The 21264-nt window shown below is 46.4% G+C and carries 17 protein-coding genes, 17 tRNA genes and 2 rRNA genes; 9 read left to right on the top strand and 27 right to left on the bottom strand.

Annotated features, from left to right (window positions below; genetic code table 11):
- Positions 1–132 precede the first annotated feature (132 nt).
- Positions 133–1833 carry a phospho-sugar mutase gene (locus tag AC4EHK_RS16110; protein WP_490979787.1) on the bottom strand — a complete coding sequence of 567 codons (1701 nt, stop codon included), beginning with the start codon at positions 1831–1833 and terminating at the stop codon, positions 133–135.
- Positions 1834–2023: 190 nt separating this feature from the next.
- Positions 2024–3568, bottom strand: coding sequence for a GNAT family N-acetyltransferase (locus AC4EHK_RS16105; RefSeq protein WP_490979786.1), 1545 nt, complete (start codon positions 3566–3568; stop codon positions 2024–2026).
- A 132-nt stretch (positions 3569–3700) separates the two neighbouring features.
- Here AC4EHK_RS16105 and AC4EHK_RS16100 point away from each other — a divergent pair, with 132 nt between their 5' ends.
- From AC4EHK_RS16100 to AC4EHK_RS16090, 3 genes are read left to right on the top strand one after another with little or no spacing between them, the layout of a single operon-like run.
- Complete coding sequence (locus tag AC4EHK_RS16100; RefSeq protein ID WP_490979785.1) at positions 3701–4132, top strand: disulfide oxidoreductase; 432 nt, start codon at positions 3701–3703, stop codon at positions 4130–4132.
- Positions 4129–4599 carry a thioredoxin family protein gene (locus tag AC4EHK_RS16095; protein WP_490979784.1) on the top strand — a complete coding sequence of 157 codons (471 nt, stop codon included), beginning with the start codon at positions 4129–4131 and terminating at the stop codon, positions 4597–4599. The genes AC4EHK_RS16100 and AC4EHK_RS16095 overlap by 4 nt, the downstream gene beginning before the upstream one ends.
- A 54-nt stretch (positions 4600–4653) precedes the next feature.
- Complete coding sequence (locus tag AC4EHK_RS16090; protein ID WP_490979783.1) at positions 4654–5499, top strand: RluA family pseudouridine synthase; 846 nt, start codon at positions 4654–4656, stop codon at positions 5497–5499.
- Between the two features lie 37 nt (positions 5500–5536).
- Here the strand turns inward: AC4EHK_RS16090 and AC4EHK_RS16085 are convergent, their stop codons facing one another.
- Positions 5537–6367 (bottom strand): aldo/keto reductase, encoded by an 831-nt coding sequence (locus AC4EHK_RS16085; RefSeq protein ID WP_490979782.1) that lies wholly within the window; start codon positions 6365–6367, stop codon positions 5537–5539.
- A 148-nt stretch (positions 6368–6515) separates the two neighbouring features.
- Here AC4EHK_RS16085 and AC4EHK_RS16080 point away from each other — a divergent pair, with 148 nt between their 5' ends.
- Positions 6516–7817, top strand: coding sequence for an NCS2 family permease (locus AC4EHK_RS16080; protein WP_490979781.1), 1302 nt, complete (start codon positions 6516–6518; stop codon positions 7815–7817).
- A gap of 40 nt (positions 7818–7857) precedes the next feature.
- Here AC4EHK_RS16080 and AC4EHK_RS16075 read toward each other — a convergent pair whose 3' ends face one another.
- The 3 genes from AC4EHK_RS16075 to queG form a co-directional block, all read right to left on the bottom strand.
- A complete protein-coding gene (locus tag AC4EHK_RS16075) occupies positions 7858–8166 on the bottom strand; it encodes a hypothetical protein (protein WP_490979780.1) in 309 nt (102 codons plus the stop codon).
- 323 nt (positions 8167–8489) lie between these two features.
- Positions 8490–8963 carry a tRNA (uridine(34)/cytosine(34)/5-carboxymethylaminomethyluridine(34)-2'-O)-methyltransferase TrmL gene (gene trmL / locus AC4EHK_RS16070; protein WP_490979779.1) on the bottom strand — a complete coding sequence of 158 codons (474 nt, stop codon included), beginning with the start codon at positions 8961–8963 and terminating at the stop codon, positions 8490–8492.
- Between the two features lie 9 nt (positions 8964–8972).
- Positions 8973–10118, bottom strand: coding sequence for a tRNA epoxyqueuosine(34) reductase QueG (gene queG / locus AC4EHK_RS16065; protein WP_490979778.1), 1146 nt, complete (start codon positions 10116–10118; stop codon positions 8973–8975).
- A 65-nt stretch (positions 10119–10183) separates the two neighbouring features.
- On the opposite strand from queG, the gene AC4EHK_RS16060 reads away from it, so the two are divergent.
- Positions 10184–10846, top strand: coding sequence for a B3/B4 domain-containing protein (locus tag AC4EHK_RS16060; RefSeq protein WP_490979777.1), 663 nt, complete (start codon positions 10184–10186; stop codon positions 10844–10846).
- A 189-nt stretch (positions 10847–11035) separates the two neighbouring features.
- A complete protein-coding gene (locus AC4EHK_RS16055) occupies positions 11036–12082 on the top strand; it encodes a C45 family autoproteolytic acyltransferase/hydrolase (protein ID WP_490979776.1) in 1047 nt (348 codons plus the stop codon).
- 19 nt (positions 12083–12101) lie between these two features.
- On the opposite strand, the gene AC4EHK_RS16050 is transcribed toward AC4EHK_RS16055, so the two are convergent.
- Together AC4EHK_RS16050 and AC4EHK_RS16045 are read right to left on the bottom strand one after the other, a co-directional pair.
- Positions 12102–13181 carry a C45 family autoproteolytic acyltransferase/hydrolase gene (locus tag AC4EHK_RS16050; protein ID WP_490979775.1) on the bottom strand — a complete coding sequence of 360 codons (1080 nt, stop codon included), beginning with the start codon at positions 13179–13181 and terminating at the stop codon, positions 12102–12104.
- A gap of 149 nt (positions 13182–13330) precedes the next feature.
- The gene (locus AC4EHK_RS16045; protein WP_490979774.1) at positions 13331–15991 is read right to left on the bottom strand and encodes a cation-transporting P-type ATPase; all 2661 of its coding nucleotides are present in this window, start codon (positions 15989–15991) and stop codon (positions 13331–13333) included.
- Between the two features lie 171 nt (positions 15992–16162).
- Here AC4EHK_RS16045 and AC4EHK_RS16040 point away from each other — a divergent pair, with 171 nt between their 5' ends.
- The 3 genes from AC4EHK_RS16040 to AC4EHK_RS16030 are packed head-to-tail and all read left to right on the top strand — an operon-like array spanning position 16163 to position 18678.
- Complete coding sequence (locus tag AC4EHK_RS16040) at positions 16163–17359, top strand: M20 family metallopeptidase (protein WP_490979773.1); 1197 nt, start codon at positions 16163–16165, stop codon at positions 17357–17359.
- A 49-nt stretch (positions 17360–17408) separates the two neighbouring features.
- Positions 17409–18242: a DUF3100 domain-containing protein gene (locus AC4EHK_RS16035; RefSeq protein ID WP_490979772.1), complete on the top strand. Its 834-nt coding sequence runs from the start codon at positions 17409–17411 to the stop codon at positions 18240–18242.
- Positions 18226–18678 carry a hypothetical protein gene (locus tag AC4EHK_RS16030; RefSeq protein ID WP_490979771.1) on the top strand — a complete coding sequence of 151 codons (453 nt, stop codon included), beginning with the start codon at positions 18226–18228 and terminating at the stop codon, positions 18676–18678. The genes AC4EHK_RS16035 and AC4EHK_RS16030 overlap by 17 nt, the downstream gene beginning before the upstream one ends.
- 64 nt (positions 18679–18742) lie before the next feature.
- Here AC4EHK_RS16030 and AC4EHK_RS16025 read toward each other — a convergent pair.
- From AC4EHK_RS16025 to AC4EHK_RS15935, 19 genes are all read right to left on the bottom strand, one after another.
- Positions 18743–18826 (bottom strand) — tRNA-Leu (locus AC4EHK_RS16025).
- Between the two features lie 555 nt (positions 18827–19381).
- Positions 19382–19465 (bottom strand) — tRNA-Leu (locus AC4EHK_RS16020).
- Between the two features lie 10 nt (positions 19466–19475).
- Positions 19476–19549: transfer RNA gene (locus AC4EHK_RS16015), tRNA-Cys, on the bottom strand.
- Between the two features lie 6 nt (positions 19550–19555).
- A tRNA-Gly gene (locus AC4EHK_RS16010) sits at positions 19556–19630 on the bottom strand.
- Between the two features lie 6 nt (positions 19631–19636).
- Positions 19637–19708: transfer RNA gene (locus AC4EHK_RS16005), tRNA-Gln, on the bottom strand.
- Positions 19709–19717: 9 nt separating this feature from the next.
- Positions 19718–19793: transfer RNA gene (locus AC4EHK_RS16000), tRNA-His, on the bottom strand.
- A gap of 42 nt (positions 19794–19835) precedes the next feature.
- Positions 19836–19911: transfer RNA gene (locus AC4EHK_RS15995), tRNA-His, on the bottom strand.
- A 19-nt stretch (positions 19912–19930) separates the two neighbouring features.
- Positions 19931–20004, bottom strand: a tRNA-Trp gene (locus tag AC4EHK_RS15990).
- 6 nt (positions 20005–20010) lie between these two features.
- Positions 20011–20094, bottom strand: a tRNA-Tyr gene (locus AC4EHK_RS15985).
- Positions 20095–20101: 7 nt separating this feature from the next.
- Positions 20102–20177: transfer RNA gene (locus tag AC4EHK_RS15980), tRNA-Thr, on the bottom strand.
- Positions 20178–20202: 25 nt separating this feature from the next.
- Positions 20203–20278: transfer RNA gene (locus AC4EHK_RS15975), tRNA-Phe, on the bottom strand.
- A 16-nt stretch (positions 20279–20294) separates the two neighbouring features.
- Positions 20295–20370: transfer RNA gene (locus AC4EHK_RS15970), tRNA-Asp, on the bottom strand.
- A gap of 3 nt (positions 20371–20373) precedes the next feature.
- Positions 20374–20450 (bottom strand) — tRNA-Met (locus AC4EHK_RS15965).
- A 69-nt stretch (positions 20451–20519) separates the two neighbouring features.
- Positions 20520–20595 (bottom strand) — tRNA-Val (locus AC4EHK_RS15960).
- A 7-nt stretch (positions 20596–20602) separates the two neighbouring features.
- A tRNA-Glu gene (locus AC4EHK_RS15955) sits at positions 20603–20677 on the bottom strand.
- 24 nt (positions 20678–20701) lie between these two features.
- Positions 20702–20791, bottom strand: a tRNA-Ser gene (locus tag AC4EHK_RS15950).
- Positions 20792–20796: 5 nt separating this feature from the next.
- Positions 20797–20871 (bottom strand) — tRNA-Asn (locus AC4EHK_RS15945).
- 11 nt (positions 20872–20882) lie between these two features.
- Positions 20883–20998, bottom strand: a 5S ribosomal RNA gene (rrf, locus tag AC4EHK_RS15940).
- A 141-nt stretch (positions 20999–21139) separates the two neighbouring features.
- Positions 21140–21264: ribosomal RNA gene (locus AC4EHK_RS15935) — 23S ribosomal RNA — on the bottom strand; the annotation flags it as partial.

Here is a 21264-nt window from a genome sequence, read left to right as displayed (position 1 = left end):
AGAGTGGCGTTCTTTGCCACGCAGCCGGGTTGGCTTATGGCCCGAAGAGCTGGGCGTTGGAGTCTGGACAATCGAGAAAAGTGAAGTGCCTATACCAGTAAGAAAAAGCCCCCTTTTCAGGGAGCTGGTTAATTAACGGCTATTGACTTCTTCCAAAAACGATTCTTTCAACAGTTCCAGTTTTTCATCGCTTTCCTGTTGGGTTGCTGCTGTAATGCCAAAGTAATACTTTACTTTCGGTTCTGTGCCGCTTGGGCGAACACAGACCCAGGAGCCGTCCTCTAGGAAATATTTGATAACATTCGATTGCGGCAATTCGATTTTTTCATTAGTGCCCAAATCGACAAAACTGCGGTTTTGGGTTTCATAGTCTTCAATCGATACGACAGGAATGCCGGCAAGCGCTTGAACCGGCTGCTTCCGCAAGTCTTCCAGCAGCGCAGTGATTTCACGTGCCCCATCGATGCCTTTTTTAGTAACGGATACCAGCGATTCCCGGTACCAGCCAAAACGGTTATAAAGTTCAACCAAAATATCATGCAGCGTTTTGCCTTGCTTTTTATAGAACGATGCCGCTTCAACCAGCAATAAAGTTGCTTGCACTGCATCTTTGTCCCGTGCAAAGTCTTTGATTAAATAACCATAGCTTTCTTCATAACCGAATAAAAACTCAAATTGCGGGTCGGCATCATTATGACGCAATTTTTCCCCGATAAATTTAAAGCCGGTCAAAACATCTTCACAGCCAATGCCGTAAGATTCAGCCACTACACGGCCAAATTCAGACGTTACAATGGTTTTGAAAATACGGCCATTTGTTGGTAAGGTGTCTTTTACCTGTTTTTGGCTCAGTAAATATTCTATAAGGATAGCGCCAGTCTGATTGCCGCTCAGCAATTCGTATTGCCGTCCGCTCCATACAGCGATGCCGACGCGGTCTCCATCAGGATCAATAGCAATCAGCAAGTCAGCTTCTGATTTCCTGCCGTATTCCTCAGCCAATTCAAACGCTCCAGCTTCTTCCGGGTTTGGAGAGCTCACCGTTGGAAATTCGCCATCAGGTTCCATCTGTTCGGCCACATACGTTATCTCATCATAGCCCGCCGAATCCAAGAGCCGTTTGACGGTTGCACCCGAAGCTCCATGAAGAGGCGTGAAAACAGCCGAGATCGGTCTCGCATCATGCTCCTGAACAGTCAATACATTGGACAGATAAGCCGTATCCAATTTTTCATCGATCCGGACAAGCAGGGACTCGTCAAATCCTTCGTTGTCGATGGCCAGTTCGTCTTCTACGCGGCTGACATAATCAATCACGCGGTCAGCATCTTCCAGATTCAACTGGGCACCGTCTTCTGCATAGACCTTATAGCCATTGTATTCCGGCGGATTGTGGCTGGCCGTGATGACAATTCCCATAAATGCATTCAAGTAGCGTACGCTGAATGACAGCTGCGGTGTTGTACGTGCAGCGCTGTATAAATAGGTGTGGATGCCGTTTGCAGCAAACGTACGGGCTGCTTCTTCCGCAAACTCAGGGGACATGCGGCGGCTGTCATAAGCGATCACCATTCCACGCGCCATCGCTTGTTCGCCGTTGTGTTTTATGTAATCCGCAATGCCCTGTGAAGCTTTTCGCACCGTGTAAACGTTCATGCGGTTTGTGCCGGGTCCAATTTCACCGCGCATTCCCCCGGTACCAAATACCAGATCCTGATAAAAAGCATCTTCTGCCGACTTTTCATCTTCTTTTAGCAGATCTAATGATTTCCGTGTTTCTTCGTCAAGCCCTTTGTGATCCGACCAGCGTTTAAAGCGTTCTTTCCATGACATGTACATTCCTCCATCTATTGTTATTTAAGTATGTCCAACAAGTCTCACTTATAGCTATTCTACAAAAGGCCTGTGCATTCCTGCGGATGTTGTGCCGGAAGCCCTTTATAAAAATAAATTCTTTTGATTAGTCTCCAGTTTACCAAATAACCCAAAGAAAAACCGCTCCCATTTAAGGAAGCGGCTGTAATTAATCTTTTTTGTATTCCACTCTGTAGACATCGTGGCGGCGGTCTTTCAATTGCTTAACCGTTCCGTTTTGGCGCTGGCGACGCAGGATTTCCAAATCGACATCCCCAATCAGCACCATTTCCAGGTTTGGATTGGTTTCTCCGACAATTCCATCACGTGCAAACTCGAAGTCGGATGGAGCGAAAATGCCCGATTGAGCATATTGGATGTCCATATTTTCGGTTTGCGGCAAGTTGCCGACCGTCCCGGAAATGACGGTATAAATTTGGTTTTCCACTGCGCGCGCCTGTGCACAGTAGCGAACACGCAGATAGCCTTGTCGATCTTCTGTACAGAACGGCGTGAAAATAATATTGGCGCCCATATCTGTTGCGATGCGTGCGAGTTCAGGAAACTCGATATCGTAGCAGATCTGAATGGCGATTTTTCCGCAATCGGTATCAAAGACGCGGACCGAATCTCCGGCAGAAATCCCCCACCATTTGCGTTCATTTGGCGTGATGTGAATTTTGTACTGCTTGTCGATAGATCCATCGCGGCGGAACAGGTACGCAATGTTGTAGATTTCATCGTCTTCTTCTTTGACGAAATGCGATCCCCCGATAATGTTGACGTTGTAACGAACTGCAAGGTCCGTAAACAGTTCAATATACTGAGGCGTGTATTCAGTCAGTTTGCGCACTGCCTGGCTTGGCGACGGCTCATTCAGGAACGACATTAGCTGTGTGGTAAAGATTTCTGGGAATACCACGAAATCTGAATGTGCGTCAGAAGCAACGTCTACAAAATATTCAACTTGGCTGGCCAAATCGTCGAATGATTTAATGGCACGCATCAAATACTGCACGACACAAATCCGGACCGGCAAACTCGTTTTAAAATGGCGTTTGGATATCGGCTTGTAATCGACATTGTTCCATTCCATCAAGGTTGCATATTTGCCGGATGCTAAATCGTCCTGCAAATAGTTCGGGTTGATGCGCATTAATTGGAAGCCGTTCATCAACTGGAAGGTTAATACAGGATCGTATACTTTATGGCGCGATACCGAATCAACGTATTCACGCGGCGACATTTCATCCGCGTGTTTGTGGTAATTCGGGATGCGTCCGCCGATAATAATGGATTTTAAATTTAGTTCGCGGGCAAGTTCCTTGCGGGCTTCGTATAAACGCTGCCCCACTTTCATCCGGCGGTATTCCGGATGCACCATGACTTCAATGCCGTACATATTGTAGCCGTCCGGATTATGGTTAGTAATGTATCCGGCGTCTGTTACGTCGTCCCAAGTATGGCGATCGTCGTATTCATCAAAGTTAATCAGCAAACTCGAACATGAGCCAATCACTGTGCCGTCCAATTCAGCAATCATCTGACCTTGGGGGAAAACGCCCAAATGGCTTCTTAATTGTTCTTCTTTCCATGGATCCATTCCAGGAAAGCATAAACGCTGCATTTCCAGGATGGCATTTATATCTGCATAATTCATTTCACGAATGATCATGCTTTTTTCGAAATGGGATAAATCGAATTGCTCTGCCACAGTACAGCTCTCCTTCACAAAAGTTTCAAACTTTATTATATAGCATAGTTGCTCAGGTTGATATTATTTTACTTGTATCACGATAACAATTATAATTCTATGGAAGTATTTTTTGAAAAGAGGGAACACCAAATGACGAAACGCCAGGAAAATGTTTTGCTTTCCATGTGGGTAGTGGCTCTCATTGCCACATCAGGTTCGCTTTATTTTTCTGAAATCCGCGGCTATGCCCCGTGCAATCTGTGCTGGATCCAACGCATTTTCATGTATCCGCTCGTCATCGTCATTGGCGTGGCCTATGTCCAGAAAAATGTGCAAATCGCAGCGACCACATTAATTTTTTCTATTGTAGGTGGAGGAATTTCGCTATATCATTACGGGTTGCAGAAACTTGATTTCTTGGCAGATTCCGCACCATCTTGTGGACAGGTTCCATGTACTGGAGAATACATCAACTATCTCGGATTCATCACCATTCCATTTTTAGCGTTGATTGCATTTATCCTGATTGCTGGAATGAGCATTTATTTACTGAAGTCCCTTAAGGAGGAAAATCACAAATGAAAAAATTATTAATCATCGCGGGAATTGTTGTTGTCATATTCGCTGGAATCATTTTTTTGACAAGCCAGGCAAATAATGAAAAAATGGCAGACAATCCGTACGATACAGAAGATTTAGAGCAAGCGACAATTGACCAGTTGGATGACGAGAACTACCAAAACATCATCGTACCAACTGATTTGGATGAACAAATTGCCAGCGGTGATCCGACGACGGTTTATTTCTTTAGCCCGACTTGCCAATACTGCCAAGAGACCACACCTGTTTTGATGCCGGTTGCTGAAGATATGGATGTAGACGTCTTACAGTATAATCTGTTAGAGTATGATCAGGGATGGCAACAATACTCTATCGAGGCTACACCCACATTGATCCATTATGAAAATGGCGAAGAAGTTTCACGTTGGGTCGGTGCTCAGCCGAAAGAGAACATTGAACAATTTTTCACTGATGTAGTTAAAAAATAACTGACAAAAGGATCATGTGCCTGTCACATGATCCTTTTTTATGGAGGAAACCACATGACTTGGAGTTACGAAATCAAAGATGACGGCATGACCGTTGAAGAATTATTAAGAACCGAATGGGGCCTTGGCAAGAAAGTGGTCCATCAAATGCGTATGGCCAAAAGCGTCAAAAACGATAAATTCCAGGAGGTCATTTGGAAAGAGCCATTGCCTGCTGGAACTGTCCTGCACTTTGACTTGCCGCCTGCGGACTCGCCATACGAACCGAAACACGATGTTGAGCTGCCGGTCCTTTTTGAAGACGATCACTTTATCGTCGCCCGCAAACCAAAGGGCATGGCGACGCATCCAAACGAAGTCGGCCAAACCGATACATTCATCAATGCTATCCTTGGACATATCATCCGCAACGGTGGATCTTACGGTGAGCACGTCCATCGCTTGGACCAAGGAACTTCCGGCCTGTTAATGGTCGCAAAGCATCCTGTCGCCAAAAATGTCTTGGACCGTATGTTGGAACAAAAACAGTTGGTCCGTGACTATGAAGCTGTCGTCAAAGGCAAAGTCCATAATAAATCCGGCACCATTGATTTCCCGATTGGCCGCGACCGCCATCACCCAACCCGCCGCATGGTTTCCCAAACGGGCCAAAGCGCCGTAACGCATTACCGTGTGTTGAAGCAGATGGAAGGAAAATCCTTGCTTCACCTGACACTTGAAACAGGACGCACGCACCAAATCCGTACCCACCTTGCCCATATCGGCCACCCAATTGTTGGCGATACCTTATACGAAGGGCCGTCTACACAAGACGGCGCCTACCATCTTCACGCGTTCCGCATGTCATTCATCCACCCGTTCACTAATGAAAAAGTGGTCGTGGAAGATTCGGCAAGATAAGACAAAAGCAAGTTCCTTTTCGGGGAACTTGCTTTTCTTATGCTTTAATATCGTCAGGATGTGTGCCGCTGCGCCAGTCCTGGTTCAGTCCGTCAATCATTTTCATTTCTTCTGTCGTCAATGAAAAATCGAATACCTGTGCATTTTCTTTGATGCGCGAAGGGGTTACGGATTTTGGGATGACGATCAAGTTGCTTTGCAAATGCCAGCGGATGATGATTTGTGCAATGGTCTTTCCATACATATTGGCGATTTCCGAAAGCACCGGATCTTCCAATAGCCGACCTCGCGCCAATGGTGACCAGGATGTTACCGCAATGTCCTGATCGGTACAAAAGCTGCGAAGGGGGATCTGTGTCAATTGAGGATGCAATTCGATTTGATTGACCATCGGTTTGGTATTGGCCGTTGCCAAAAGTTTCTCCAAATGGTGCTGCTGGTGGTTGGAGACGCCGATTGACCGGACCAACTTTTCATCATAGAGGCGCTGGATGGCACGGTAAGTATCCACGTACTTCCCTTCGATCGCCCAATGTGTCAAATACAAGTCTAAATAATCAAAGCCGAGACGCTCTAACGAAGCTTCAAACGCACGCAAAGTTTCATCATATCCCTGGTCGGTATTCCAAACTTTAGATGTGATGAACAGCTCTTCCCGCTTAACGCCGGAGTTCCGCACTGCTTCGCCCACTTCGGCTTCGTTGTCGTACACGGTAGCCGTGTCAATTGCTCCATAGCCTGCCCCAATCGCTGTGATCATCGCTTCTACTGCCGCTTCTTTATCAGTCATTTTGTACACGCCTAACCCAAAACGTGGCATTTCTACACCATTATGTAAAGTTTTTGTCGAGTCGATTGCTAATTTCATTTTCATCATCCTTTCTTTTTTATTGTACAAATAATATTAGATAAATTCGACTTTAAGGTTTTGTTGAAAAGCCCTTGCTTTCTATTAATAAAACGAATAATATATGTTTTGTTGTTTAAAAATGTTCGTGTTTTAGGAGGAACCCCTTATGTTTCATTTAAAAGAAAATAATACCACGATAAAAACTGAAATTACTGCCGGAATGACGACTTTCCTGACGATGGCCTATATCGTCATCGTCAACCCTGTTATTTTAGGTGCTGCGGGCGTTCCGTTTGACCAGGTGTTTTTGGCGACGATTATCGCGGCTGCCATCGGTACTCTCTGGATGGCATTAGCCGCCAATTACCCAATTGCCATTGCACCGGGCATGGGCTTGAACGCCTACTTCACCTCCATGGTGCTTGGTTCGGATGGTGCCATTGACTACGTCACAGCATTTGCGGCAGTATTTGTCGCTGGCCTTATTTTTGTGTTGCTGTCACTCACCTCTATGCGGAAAATATTGATTCAGGCCATTCCTGAAAACTTGAAGCATGCCATCACAGCTGGAATCGGGTTGTTTATTGCTTTTATCGGCATGCGGTTGAGCGGCTTGATTGTTGCCAATGAAGCCAACCTCGTCGGATTGGGAGATTTGACTTCCCCACCGGTCGCACTGACGCTGCTCGGTTTACTGGTTACAGTTATCTTTATGTCTTTGAACATTCATGGAGGCATTTTCTATGGAATGATCGTTACCGGAATCGTTGCCTTTTTTACAGACCAACTAAAATTTGAAGGCGGCTTGATGCAATTGCCTTCATTGCCTGAAGGCATCCTCATTTGGAACCCGATCGAAGCATTCCAATTGGTGATTGAGTTTGGTCTGTATGGCGTTGTCTTTTCGTTCCTGCTGGTGACCTTGTTTGATACGACCGGCACAATGATCGGTGTAGCCAAGCAGGCAGGCTTGATGAAAGACAATAAAATGCCAAGAATGCGCCAAGCCTTGCTCGCTGACTCTGTTGCGGCAACAGCCGGTGCCATGGTTGGGACAAGCCCGACTTCTGCTTATGTGGAATCATCTGCAGGCGTGGCAGCGGGTGGTCGCACCGGCTTGACCAGTTTGACGGTTGCCATCCTGTTTATTATCGCTGCGTTTTTTGGTCCTTTAGTCGGCTCCTTATCGAGTGTGGCCGCAATTACGGCACCTGCATTGATCATTGTCGGAAGCTTGATGATTGGTGCAGTCAAACACATAGAATGGGAAAAATTCGACGAAGCCTTTCCAGCATTCCTCATTGTTTTGGCAATGCCCTTAACTTCAAGCATCGCGACCGGTATTGCTTTCGGATTTATTTCGTATCCATTGATGAAACTGTTTAAAGGGAAAGGCAAATCGGTTCATCCAATTCTTTATGTATTTGCCGTGTTGTTTGTCATCCAATTGCTTATTGCGCCTCATTAAATGATTGCATTTAAAAAACCGCCAAAAGGCGGTTTTTTGTTTAGACGCGTGCTCTATTGCCAGACACAGCTGCTGTGATTAACAAGACGGCTGCTGTAATCAAATGGAACACCCAGCCGATACCTGGTATCCAAGCTATCGTACTAGTAATGATTCCAAGAATCGATCCGGATTTCGGTGAATACTCGCGGAAGCAGAAGAACAACGTGATCGCATGAAGTACAAACATGACCCCCAAAACTGAATAGCCGGTGCTGATGACAAAGCCTCCGCCAATTAGTGGAATTGCCAGAAATGCTTCAGCCAGACCCGTGATCCAGAGCAAAGCGACAGAAATTTTCATTTTCATTCATTATCATCCCTTCTTTAACTATCTTATCTACTATATACGGACGGGCATCAAAAAAGTTTCATTTTTTTCGTCAGTAGTCTTTCCGACCGACAGAATTTATCCACATTTCAATAGATGTTACATATTTCATTTTTCCCTATGGTAAGCTATACTAAACAAAGATGCACATTTCAAGGAGGTCATTATTATGAACTTAATCCTTATTTTGGGTATTTGTGTTTCGTTCCTAGTAGCTATTTTCACTGCTGGATACGATGACAAGCCTGGAACAAACGAAAGAGAATAGTACAAAAGGACAGCGAACTTCGCTGTCCTTTTTTCTATTCCAAGCCTGGGTAATCCTGTTGGCGCAGGGCTTCGTACATCAAAATGGCCGCCGTGTTCGACAAATTAAGCGACCGGATATGGTCATTCATCGGGATGCGCAAGCAGTGGTCGGGATTTTGCTCGAGCAATTCCTTCGGCAATCCTTTTGTCTCTTGTCCAAAAACAAAGAAATAATCACTTTCTCTGTCCGAAAAATCAAATGAGGTATGCGGCTTTGCGCCGAACTTCGTAATATAATAGAATTCGCCATCTTGATAGCGGTCGAAAAGCTCTTGCAAGCCATCATAATAATGAATATCGACATGCTCCCAGTAATCAAGTCCGGCACGTTTCAGCATCTTGTCGTCCGTGGAAAACCCGAGCGGACGGATCAAGTGCAGCTTTACTCCCGTCCCTGCGCATGAACGCGCGATATTTCCTGTATTCGCTGGAATCAGCGGCTGGTATAACACAATATGAATAGCCAAATCTGTCACTTATCCTTTCAATCTTTCAGCAAAAAATGCCAATCCTTTTTGAATTTCTTCTTGAACGTCTCTATCTTTTTCTTCCTGCTGCGCACGTTTTAGCGCCTCCAAGCCTTCAGATGCCCCAATCTTACCGATTGCCCAGGCCGCGGTTCCACGTATGACCGGCCGTTCGTCGCTCGTCAATAAATTGATCAGCACGGGCACTGCCGTCTCTTCCTTGAAATGCGCCAGCGCCAAAATGGCATTTCGCTGAATCGGCTTTTTGCCCCGCCACGAACCGGACACATATCCGAACTTTTCCTTGAACTGCCGATTTGAAATGGTCAACAGCGGCTCAAGCAGCGGCTTGGCAATTTCTGGATCCGGCTCAAATTCTGCGTGGATTTGATTGGCTTTGCGCTTGTTCTTCGGGCACACGGTTTGGCATGTATCGCAGCCATACAGCCGATTGCCGATCTTGCCGCGAAATTCATCCGGCAAAAATCCTTTGGTCTGCGTCAAAAACGAAATACAGCGCTGGGCATTCAACTGCCCGCCTTCGACAATTGCATCTGTCGGACAAGTATCAATGCACAATCGGCAGTCGCCGCATTGATCTTCCATGGCCTCATCAAAACGAAACGGAATGTTGGTAATCATTTCGCCAAGATAAACGTAGGAACCAAATTCCGGCGTGATGATGTTGGTATTCTTTGCGCTCCAGCCAATGCCGGCGCGTTCGGCCACTGCCCGGTCAGACAGCTCTCCTGTGTCCACCATCGACCGCATGCGTGCTTCCGGGTAACGCGCCGCTATGAACGCTTCCAGCAGCGTCAGCCGCTCCTTGAGTGCCGCATGATAATCTTTGCCCCACGACGATCTCGAGAATATTCCGCGCCGCGCACCTTTGACTCCCTGCGGCGCATCCGCCATTTTTGATGGATAGGCGATCGCAATGGCAACAATGCTGACGGCCTCATTCAGCAGCAGCTCCGGCCGCGTCCGTTTTTCTACGTCCGGCTCTTCAAATCCCGACTGGTAATTCAACTGCTGCTGGCGAATCAACTGATGCTTTAAGCTATAAAAAGGTTCTGCTGATGCAAAGCCGATTTTATCAATTCCGATCTCCGAGGCATACGCAACAAGCTCTTTTTGAAATTGATCAAGATTCATGTCGTAACCCCTCACTCAATTCTATGATACGATAATAAAAACCCCTACGCGAAAGGAAGATTGCAATGAAACTGACAATCGATCCTCACATAAACGAAACGATCAGCGATTTTAAAATTGGCATCATTCATTATAACAATATCACCGTTTCAGAGTCACCTCAAATGTTAAAAGGCCGCCTCCAGCTTTTTCAGGAGCAGCTGTACTTTGATTTGGAAGATAAAGACCCGACAGATTTTCCTGGACTGCTTGAATGGCAATTGGTCTGGAAAGCACTGGGCGCTGATCCGAGCCGTTACCGGCCATCCGCAGAAGCGCTGTACCGGCGAATCAAAAAACAAAATTACTTGTCGACGATCAATTCCGCCATTGACATGAACAGCTTTCTTTCGCTGCAATACGAAATTCCGCTTGGGCTTTATGATGCGGACAGCATTAAAGGCGATGTTGAAATTGCCGTTGCGAGCAGCACTGACCGCTATGAGGGCTTGAACAACCGCGTCAACACACTAACTGGCATTCTCGTATCCAAAGATGCAGAAGGTGCCTTTGGCAGTCCCTATGTTGATTCCAAACGGACCGCTGTCACCGAACAGACAAAAAATGCCTTGCATATCTTTTATTTGCGTCCGTCCATGGAGAGAGACACTGCTTTGCAGCTGCTGACTGCTGCATCCAATATGTTTACCGGCATCAACGGTGGAGATGCTGAGTTTTACGTAGTTTAACGCTAAAAATAGCAAGGCCGACGCTTCGAGAAACAGAGCGCCGGTCTTTATTTTATTTCATTAGTGCTTAAAAATTTCCTTCTCAGCACGACGCATACAACCGAATTCCAGCCTATAGGCATATTCTTTTCTATTCGTACAACGATGCAGTAAACTCTTCTTACATTGATGAATAAAAGAGGGATCCAGATGAAACGAGTACACAGCGACATTGTTCAGTTTCGGGGAAGCCATTACGATTTTGGCCGGATGCAGGGAGAACTGCTGAAAGAGTCTTTGATTCTTCCCAACCGCCAAAAACAACGCAAAGCTTCCAGCCGCCATTTGATCATAGACGAACAACGCGCACAAAATATCTTAATGACGTTAGCCCCAAGAGTGTGGGAGGAAATCAACGGCCTTGCCGATGCCTTGAATTGGCCAATGCATGACGCTATCCAGGAGTTCGGTGGCTACTACCTTGAATACACTCGGAGCGGCTGTTCCATTTACACCGAATCTGATTTTATGGTCCGAAATTACGACAGTTCACCTGAAGGCTATGAAGGGCGTTTTGCCTTGTATCAGCCGACGGACGGCGGGTTTGCAACCATCGGACCAACCATGCAAATTACCGGCCGCACTGATGGTATGAACGAAAAAGGTTTGGTAATGGGCTATAATTTCATCAACCGCCGCAATTCGGAGAACGGCTTTATCTGCAATATGATCGGCCGACTCATCTTAGAAAACTGCGCCACCATCGATGACGCGGTCGCATTGCTGGAAGAATTGCCGCATCGCCGTTCTTTCAGTTATGTACTGTTGGACCGCACCGGGAAATCGGTCGTCGTGGAAGCTTCTCCGCGTTCTGTTGTGGTTCGGGAATCCGCTGTTTCCACCAATCATTTTGAATTGCTGGTGGAAGAAAACCGCTACCAGACAGACGACTCCCGCAGAAGAGAGCGAGAAATGCTGGCGCAGCAGCAAAACCAAATCGACGCCTACAGTGCATTTCGGCTGCTGAATGACTCCGATAAAGGGGTTTTCTCGAAAAAATACAGTACAGCTTCCGGCACCTTGCATACTGCCTCTTATTTCCAGCATAGCCTGGAAGTTGGATTTGCCATTGGCCCGGACCGTCTGCCACTCATGCTTGATTTCGAGAAATGGCTGCAGGGCGAACGCTTATACGCTAAACGCATTAACGGAAAAATCGACACACACCTACCATTTGCTCATATGGTGGAACTATAAAATGACAAGCGCCGGCAATTTAAATGCCGGCGCCTTTTTCTTGTTTGGATGGAAATTGCTTGTCTACGTGTGCAAAACCAATATCCGTATCCACCGCTCCGTGGATTTTTTGAATGTTCAACTCTTCTCCCTTCAGCCAGCTGTCAAAATTGAAAACTGCCGGCTGCTGGTTTCCGCCAAGCGCGAACCAAACACTCTTTTCCTGCGGCAAATAAAGAGACGTATGTATAGTCCCTGCCCAGCTTTTATACAACTGCGAGAACACACCTTTGTCCGTATCGTTGAACAAACGGAACGCCTGCAGCGCATCTTCTGTCTGGCTTTGCTGATTGTATATGGCTTCCTGACGATCATACGAGTCTTTTAAGTAGTTGCGGTTTTCATGTTGCTGGATTTCAAAATGATTGGTGCAGACATTGTTGATCCGGACATCGACCGATCGGGGGCTTGCTTCAATGATTCGTGTTTCACCGCTTGTGTCGGTCACGATGTAACTGAACGAACCACGATGCGGAATCTCTTTCAGCAGTTCCACAGCTTCTTCAATGGTGGCGCAAGTTTCCAGGATGATTCGGCCAATCAGGTAGCAAACAAATCCGTCTCCTGGTTTTTTCCGATGCGTAAAATTATACCCCATTGCCAGCCCTTTCTCATTCATGCCATCCATCCGTCCGGTAATACGGGAAGTTGGTCCGATAATGGCATAGCCCTGGTCATTTGGCTGAAATAGGCTAAACCGTCCTTCATAGGTTTGCGGATGAAAGTCGTAATTGCGGACCATAAAGTCCGATCCGGTAACAATCGAGCAGCCAGAAGGCATTGCGTCAATCCGGTAGCCTCCAAAATCACGCAGCACATCCTCCAGCGGCAGTTGAAGGCTTTCCTGCAAACCCGTCAGTTCGTCCCAAATGCCAGGGGCAAATTGGCGGTAAGCCGCTTCTGTGTCTTGTACATCTATTTCAAACCTTGGTCTTTTCGCCTTCCATTGCTTTGTGCGATTGTCCAGGGTAATGCTGTCTTTTAAAAGTTCTCCTTGCTTCACCCCAAAATCGTAATGGCTTCCTCTGAACTCCAAAATATCACTGTGTATAGGTCTCATCAAATTCTCCTTTGTTCTGCAGAATTACCGATTATGTCTCAGCATACACATTTTCAGAGTGAAACTCAAAAGCTCCGTTTTGAAGAACCCGCAAGCCTCAACACAAAAATACTGTCTTATGGAAATCATAAGACAGTTTTTTTAAGGGATCATCTGGATTCGTTAAACTGGCGCACAGTCCATTTCTCCAGTTCCACAATTGCAAAAACTGAAATTCCAATTGCGAATGGCCACAACCAATACTGAGCTTGCAATTGAACTGTTCCGAGCAGGAAGTTCATGAAAGGCACGTAAGTCACCGCAAGCTGTACAGCAATCAAAATGCCTGACACCAAAAATGCAACTTTGTTCGAAAAGAAGTTTCGGTTTAAAGCAAATTCAGTTTCGCTGCGGCAATTAAATAAGTACATTAATTGCGACATGACCAATGCTTGGAGCGTCATCGTATTGATGATCGCAGGGTCCAACTGCTGGCTGGCCAACAGCGTATTCATTAGTAAAATTCCTCCACAGATGACGAGTGAAACAAACGCGACTCGAAAAATATAATAAGAGCTCAGCAATTTTGTATTTGGTTTTCTCGGCGGCCGCTCCATGGCGCCCGGCTCCAGTTTTTCGAAAGCAATGGCCAAGGAAATGGTCACAGCGGAAATCATATTCACCCAGAGAATTTGAACCGCCGTTAAAGGCAGTGCAGTTCCGAATAAAATACTGACAAAGATTAAAGCACCTTCCGATACATTGGTCGGCAGGATAAACAGGATTGTTTTTTTCAAGTTGTCATATACACGCCTGCCTTCTTTTACCGCATTGACAATAGTGCTAAAGTTGTCGTCCACCAGGACCATTCCTGCAGCTTCCTTGGATACTTCCGTCCCTTTGATCCCCATTGCCACGCCGATATCCGCACGTTTGAGCGCTGGTGCATCGTTGACGCCATCACCAGTCATAGCACAAATATGTTGTTCGGCTTGCAGCGCCTTCACCAGCTGCAGCTTATTATTCGGACTGGTGCGCGCAAAGACATCGTAATTCAGCACTGCGTGCGTCAATTGCCGCTCATCCATTCGGTCCAAGTCTTTGCCTTCAAGTACACGTTCGCCATCTCCTATGCCCATCTGAGCTCCAATAGCCACGGCTGTGTCTTTATGGTCTCCAGTAATCATTTTCACAATGATTCCAGCTTTCCGGCATTGCTGGATCGCTTCAATCACTTCTTCCCTCGGAGGATCAATAATTCCTGCTACCCCGATCAACCGGAATCCGGACTTCATGTCTTTATGGTCAATTGACAAAGTCTCATCATCGACTTTTTTTGCCGCTGCCCCGATCAGCCGCTCTCCCTTATTGGTGTGCTGAGACAACTTCTCCTGCCACCGCTCACCTTCTCCAAAAGAAATTTCTAAACCCGCCATTTTCAATAGACGCTCTGGCGCCCCTTTCACATAAATCCATTTACTCCCGTCGATTTCAACCAATGCCGCCATATACTTGTAACTCGAATCAAAGGGTATTTTCGACAGGATTTGCAGTCTTTCGACCGTTTCTTCTGCTTTTTCAGCAAGAGTAATCAGACAGCCTTCTGTCGCATCACCACTGATGACCCAGTGCCCTTTTTCATCGCACCTTAAATGCGCTTCATTGACTGTTTTGACAGCTGTCAGAAACTCCTGCAGCTCTGAATGATCTGCAAGTTTGATTGGCTTTTTGCCAAAAAGGATCCTCCCATCAGGTGAATAGCCAGTGCCTGTCACGGTATACTCTTTGTCATACAAAGTAACCGAAGTAACGGTCATTTCATTTCTGGTCAAAGTCCCTGTTTTATCCGAACAAATCACTGACACGGCTCCAAGCGTCTCAACAGACGGCAAATTGCGGACAATGGCGTTCTTTCCTGCCATCCGCTGCACACCAAGCGCCAGAATAATTGACAATACCGCTGGGAGCCCTTCAGGAATCGCAGCTACTGTCAATCCGATAATCGCCAGCAGCAGCTCTGCTGTTTCATAATCATGAAAAAAGTAGCCGATTCCGAACATCGCAGCAGCACTGATGACAATAATCAGCGAGATAACCTTTCCAAACGCTGCAGTTTGCTTTAATAAAGGGGTTTGCAACTTATCGACTTCTTCCATAGAAGAGCTGATTTTTCCGAGCTCGGTATTTTCTCCGATTGCCACAACAATTCCAGTCCCTGAACCTGAAGCTACCGTCGTCCCTGCAAACAACATATTCAAGCGATCACCTAACCCTGTATCATCCGGCAGCACGGCTGGATTTTTTTCGACCGCAGTTGATTCACCTGTTAGCGATGATTCTTCTACATTCAAATTGTCCGCCACCAAGATGCGGATATCTGCCGGAATACGATCTCCAGCACTGAGCACCACAATGTCGCCGGGCACTAAATCAGCAGAAGGTACTTGTCTTCTCACCGTGCTGCGCAGCGCGGTTGCTTTTAATGACAGCATTTTGCGAATACTGTCCAATGCCTTTTCCGCTTTGCTCTGCTGGATATAGCCGATAATCGCATTGATGACCACAACCATTAAAATCACAGCTGTATCGATGTAATGTCCTAAAAACAAAGTGATGACAGCGGCACCGAGCAGCACATAAATGAGCACGTCGTTGAAATGCTTAAAAAACTTGATGAGCGCCGGGTCTTTCTTCGGTTCTGGCAATTCGTTCGCCCCGAATTCCAACTGTCGTTTTGCTACCTCTTCTTCCGTAAAACCGTCATCTTCTGCCACCTTAAAAACCTTCAGGACGTCAGCAGTTTCCAATGCATACCAGTTTTCCGTCTGCATGGTTATCCTCCTCAGCTAATGGAATAAAACGGTTGCGACGATTTTAAAATTACGGTGCTCTCTTATGCTCATTATTTTAAACTGAATTTTGCCTGTTTTCCATATATTTCTTATAGTTCCTTATGAATAATTATGATAGTATTAGAATATTAATTCGTAGGAGGGATTTCAGTGGATCGACTATTTGATAAGCTTGATGAGTTGTTCGATGAAATTGTAGACATCCGGCGCTTTCTCCATGAGTACCCAGAACTGTCTTTTGAGGAAGTCGAAACCGCTAAATACATTGCTGATTTCCATGAAAAACTGGGACACGAAGTGCGGACAAACGTTGGTGGAAATGGGGTTCTTGCTTTTCTAAAAGGTGCCAAACCGGGACCCACAATTGCTTTGCGGGCTGATTTTGATGCATTGCCTATTCAGGAACAGACGGAAGTCGCTTATAAATCTAAAAATGATGGAGTGATGCATGCTTGTGGACACGACGGGCATACTGCAAGCTTGCTCGGGTTAGCAAAAGCATTAAACAGCATGCAGGCGAACATCGAAGGCACGATTGTGTTTCTTCACCAACATGCTGAAGAATTGCCTCCAGGCGGTGCAAAGGCCATGATCGAAGATGGCTGCCTAGATGGTGTCGATGTCATTTTTGGTACGCACCTTCAAGCTCAGATGCCCCTTGGAGAAATTGGCTATCGCTCAGGCCCTCTTCAAGCTGCGCCTGACCGCTTCGATATCAAGATTCTCGGAAAAGGCGGCCATGGAGCTGGACCACATGACACAAAAGACAGCATTGTCATCGGAGGACAGCTGATCAACAACCTGCAGCAGATTGTCAGCCGCCGTATTGATCCATTGGAATCTGCTGTTGTCTCTATCTGCAGTTTTGAAGCAAAAAATCCATACAACGTTATCGCAGATACAGCTGAAATGACTGGAACTGTTCGAACATTCAAAGAAGAGATTCGCAATTTTATTGAAGAGGAAATCGATCGTGTCATCAAAGGAACGTGCCTGGTGTCAGATGCTGATTATGAGTATACCTACACCCGGGGATACCCAACTACGGTCAATCATGAAGTAGAAACGATGTTTGTGGCGGCTCTTGCACCTTCTGTCCCAGGTGTAGAGAATGTCAGAGAAACCGAACCTATCATGGGCGGCGAGGATTTTTCCTATTACCTTCAACATAAAAAAGGAACATTCTTCTTTACCGGTGCTAAAAATCCAGAAGAGGTTGAAGCATACCCTCACCATCACCCTAAGTTCACTATTGACGAACGCGCCCTGTTGATAGCTGCGAAAGTTTTAGGCGCGGCGGCATTGAGTTATACAAAAAAAGATCAGCCTGCCGTTAATGCAAACTGATTAATCATGGAGAGCCGTTGTTCTCCCACACAGAAGGAGTAGGTGCTATATGAGCGAACAAGCTCTGAAGTTATGGAAAGATTGGCGGCTGCATGTTATTGTGTTGGCCATTGTGGCCTTAACCGAATCGATCGGTACATTCGCTATTCCTGTTGGACCGGGAACCATTCTGTTGCTGCCGATGCTTTATGCGGTAGTAATCGGTCTGGCATTATATTTCACACCACTGGTCAACGACAAACAATCCATCAATGCAGAACCTTTGGTATTTCTTTCAGTTTCCGTTTTGATCGCGAAGTTTGGTGTGCAAGCAGGTCCTGCCCTTCCCCAGATTATTGAAGCAGGTCCAGCTTTATTGCTTCAGGAATTTGGAAATCTGGGCACCATTTTAATCGCTTTGCCCCTGGCTGTCTTTCTTGGCCTTAAAAGAGAAAGCATCGGCATGACACATTCCATCGGCCGCGAAGCCAACCTTGCTTTGATTACCGATAAATACGGACTATCTTCTCCTGAAGGGCGCGGCGTTATGGCCATGTATATTTTCGGTACGGTTTTCGGGTCAATTTTCATTGGATTGATTTCAGGATTCTTGGCAACCGTGACACCACTGCATCCGATTTCGTTTGCGATGGCAACGGGTGTCGGCAGCGGCAGCATGGCTGCAGCTTCTCTCGGACCTTTAGTTGCTGCCTTTCCCGAGATGAGCGAAACCTTAACCGCCTTTTCAGGAGTCAGCAATTTGATTTCGTCAGTGACTGGCTTGTATATGAGTATTTTTGTCGGGTTGCCATTGACCGTCAAAATGTATGAAATCTTATCAAAAAACAAAGAGAAAAAAGAACAAGCAGCGAAAGGGAGCGTAGACTATGTTAAAAAGCCTTAAGGAATGGATTTTGGTCTTCATGATCATTGGCACCATCATGCTGGTCGGCAATTGGATTGGCTATGATGTGCTGCCTTGGAACGCGCTTCCCGGCATAGCCATCCTAATAGGCATCAGCCTATCCGGCTTAATCATTCACCGGCTGCTTCCCTTCCAACTGCCCAGCATCGCTTACATAGGAATTATTGGCCTTATTTTGACGATACCTGGGATGCCGGGTGCAGAACAGATTGTCACTTACACAACAGAAGTCAACCTATTGGCCATTGCCACACCGATTTTGGCTTATGCCGGTGTTTCTATCGGACGCTCATGGTTTGATTTTGTTCAGTTGGGATGGAAAACCATTGTTGTAGGCATGTGCGTCTTGCTTGGTACTTTTCTCGGATCAGCTGTTATTGCTGAAGTCATTCTTCGATTTCAGGGAATCATATAATAAGTTTACACAAAAAAACAACGCCCTGACGTTAACGTCAGGGCGTTGTTTTTAACTTGCTGTATACCGGCGGTCGGGGTCGAACCGACACTCCGGTGAAGGAACGGGATTTTGAGTCCCGCGCGTCTGCCAATTCCGCCACGCCGGCAAGTAGTGATTTAGCGGACAAGAATTATTATAGCACATCTTATTTCTCTAGCCAATACTTTATCGACATAACAGATGAACTTTTATATAACATTTGGAATAAAAGCCAAACAAAAAAGATCTTTCAGTTAATACTTAAAAATTCATGTGCAAAAAATCTGCTAGCTAATAAATTGCAGCTGGTAACGAGTTACTAACGAATCAGATTCTTTCAGTGCTGCTCCAGCTCTTTCAGTAAGACCACAAATCGGTAATACTAGAACCTCAGCCCGAGACTTACCGGAGCTTGTCTAAATTTGATGTGCTTTAATGGTTCACCGCACACATGAGCCTGTGTCCCATCGAAATTCCGTGGCACACAGGAATTTATGCAACAGTTTTTTAAAAGTTGCTGTTACAAAACATAATTGTTTATTTCCACCTCCTCCCGCTTGTTATTTTTTCTATTTGAGTTTTAATATAAAGCTATCAGACAATCGACTGACACAACAAAAAACCTCCTACAGTGATTACTCACTGTAGGAGGTTTTGAAAGGGCAGGCAGGCCCTTTGATGATACCGGCGGTCGGGGTCGAACCGACACTCCCGTGAAGGAACGGGATTTTGAGTCCCGCGCGTCTGCCAATTCCGCCACGCCGGCAAAATAGTTATGGAGGCGGCAACCGGACTCGAACCGGTGATAAGGGTGTTGCAGACCCATGCCTTACCACTTGGCTATGCCGCCAAAAATTGGAGCGGAAGACGAGGTTCGAACTCGCGACCTCCACCTTGGCAAGGTGGCGTTCTACCACTGAACTACTTCCGCATAAAGCTGGGGTACCTGGATTCGAACCAGGGCATGACGGGATCAAAACCCGTTGCCTTACCGCTTGGCTATACCCCACTAATAAGATGGGGCGGACGAGGGGAATTGAACCCCCGAGTGCCGGAATCACAATCCGGTGCGTTAACCACTTCGCCACGACCGCCACTTTACTAAATTTATAAGTACAAAAACGTGAATGAAAACTTGGGGCGGACGAGGGGAATTGAACCCCCGAGTGCCGGAATCACAATCCGGTGCGTTAACCACTTCGCCACGACCGCCAACATAAAATTTTAAAAATGGCAGGGGCAGTAGGAATCGAACCCACATCGGAGGTGTTGGAGACCTCTGTTCTACCGTTAAACTATGCCCCTAAAAACTGGTGGTGGGGGGCAGATTCGAACTGCCGAACCCGAAGGAGCGGATTTACAGTCCGCCGCGTTTAGCCACTTCGCTACCCCACCGTAAAAATGGTGCCGGAGAAAGGACTTGAACCCTCAACCTACTGATTACAAGTCAGTTGCTCTACCAGTTGAGCTACTCCGGCATGGAGTTGTTTCTTTAATAAAAAATGGTGGGTCAGGACGGAATCGAACCGCCGACACTTAGAGCTTCAATCTAATGCTCTACCGACTGAGCTACTGACCCACAACTTTGAAAAAAATGGCGGTCCCGACCGGGATCGAACCGGCGATCTCCTGCGTGACAGGCAGGCATGTTAACCGCTACACCACGGGACCATTTGGTTGCGGGGGCAGGATTTGAACCTGCGACCTTTGGGTTATGAGCCCAACGAGCTACCGAACTGCTCCACCCCGCGATAATATTAGTATACTTTACAAATTACATTCGCAGTTTCAGAACTGCTTATTTCTATGTAAGAGTAAAATGGTGGAGGATGACGGGATCGAACCGCCGACCCTCTGCTTGTAAGGCAGATGCTCTCCCAGCTGAGCTAATCCTCCATGAAATTGGTGACCCCTACGGGATTCGAACCCGTGTTACCGCCGTGAAAGGGCGGTGTCTTAACCGCTTGACCAAGGGGCCATATATATTTTGGAATTTATCTTCTGGCGGAGAGCAAGGGATTCGAACCCTTGAGACGGTTGCCCGCCTACATGATTTCCAATCATGCTCCTTCGGCCACTCGGACAGCTCTCCAAAATTGGCTCCGAAGGTAGGACTCGAACCTACGACCATCGCATTAACAGTGCGGTGCTCTACCACTGAGCTACTTCGGAATAATGAATCAGACTGGCAACGTCCTACTCTCACAGGGGGAGACCCCCAACTACCATCGGCGCAAAAGAGCTTAACTGCCGTGTTCGGGATGGGAACGGGTGTGGCCTCTTTGCCATCATTACCAGACTGATTTTATTTTGAAAGACAAGATTGATTATACCAATCTCACAGGTTTTTACAAGCTTTTTTTGACAAAAAACTTTTCCTTATTCTTTCAAAACTGGATACCCGACATTGATTGATTGGTGAAACGTTCACGATACAAAGTTGGTTAAGTCCTCGATCGATTAGTATTCGTCAGCTGCACGTGTCGCCACGCTTCCACCTCGAACCTATCTACCTCATCGTCTTTGAGGGATCTTACTTGCTTGCGCAATGGGAAATCTCATCTT

The organism is Planococcus sp. TJ-307 (assembly GCF_058268435.1).
The sequence above is the reverse complement of the archived record's forward strand: the minus strand, read 5'-3'. Positions and strand labels throughout refer to the sequence as shown.

Bases quoted from the DNA above. Each gene is read 5' to 3' on its own strand.
- AC4EHK_RS16110 (WP_490979787.1), bottom strand. From the start codon at position 1,833: ATGTCATGGAAAGAACGCTTTAAACGCTGGTCGGATCACAAAGGGCTT.
- AC4EHK_RS16030 (WP_490979771.1), top strand. From the start codon at position 18,226: ATGTTAAAAAGCCTTAAGGAATGGATTTTGGTCTTCATGATCATTGGC.
- AC4EHK_RS16060 (WP_490979777.1), top strand. From the start codon at position 10,184: ATGAAACTGACAATCGATCCTCACATAAACGAAACGATCAGCGATTTT.
- AC4EHK_RS16100 (WP_490979785.1), top strand. From the start codon at position 3,701: ATGACGAAACGCCAGGAAAATGTTTTGCTTTCCATGTGGGTAGTGGCT.
- AC4EHK_RS16055 (WP_490979776.1), top strand. From the start codon at position 11,036: ATGAAACGAGTACACAGCGACATTGTTCAGTTTCGGGGAAGCCATTAC.
- AC4EHK_RS16050 (WP_490979775.1), bottom strand. From the start codon at position 13,181: ATGAGACCTATACACAGTGATATTTTGGAGTTCAGAGGAAGCCATTAC.
- AC4EHK_RS16090 (WP_490979783.1), top strand. From the start codon at position 4,654: ATGACTTGGAGTTACGAAATCAAAGATGACGGCATGACCGTTGAAGAA.
- AC4EHK_RS16045 (WP_490979774.1), bottom strand. From the start codon at position 15,991: ATGCAGACGGAAAACTGGTATGCATTGGAAACTGCTGACGTCCTGAAG.
- AC4EHK_RS16080 (WP_490979781.1), top strand. From the start codon at position 6,516: ATGTTTCATTTAAAAGAAAATAATACCACGATAAAAACTGAAATTACT.
- AC4EHK_RS16085 (WP_490979782.1), bottom strand. From the start codon at position 6,367: ATGAAATTAGCAATCGACTCGACAAAAACTTTACATAATGGTGTAGAA.
- AC4EHK_RS16095 (WP_490979784.1), top strand. From the start codon at position 4,129: ATGAAAAAATTATTAATCATCGCGGGAATTGTTGTTGTCATATTCGCT.
- AC4EHK_RS16035 (WP_490979772.1), top strand. From the start codon at position 17,409: ATGAGCGAACAAGCTCTGAAGTTATGGAAAGATTGGCGGCTGCATGTT.
- queG (WP_490979778.1), bottom strand. From the start codon at position 10,118: ATGAATCTTGATCAATTTCAAAAAGAGCTTGTTGCGTATGCCTCGGAG.
- AC4EHK_RS16075 (WP_490979780.1), bottom strand. From the start codon at position 8,166: ATGAAAATGAAAATTTCTGTCGCTTTGCTCTGGATCACGGGTCTGGCT.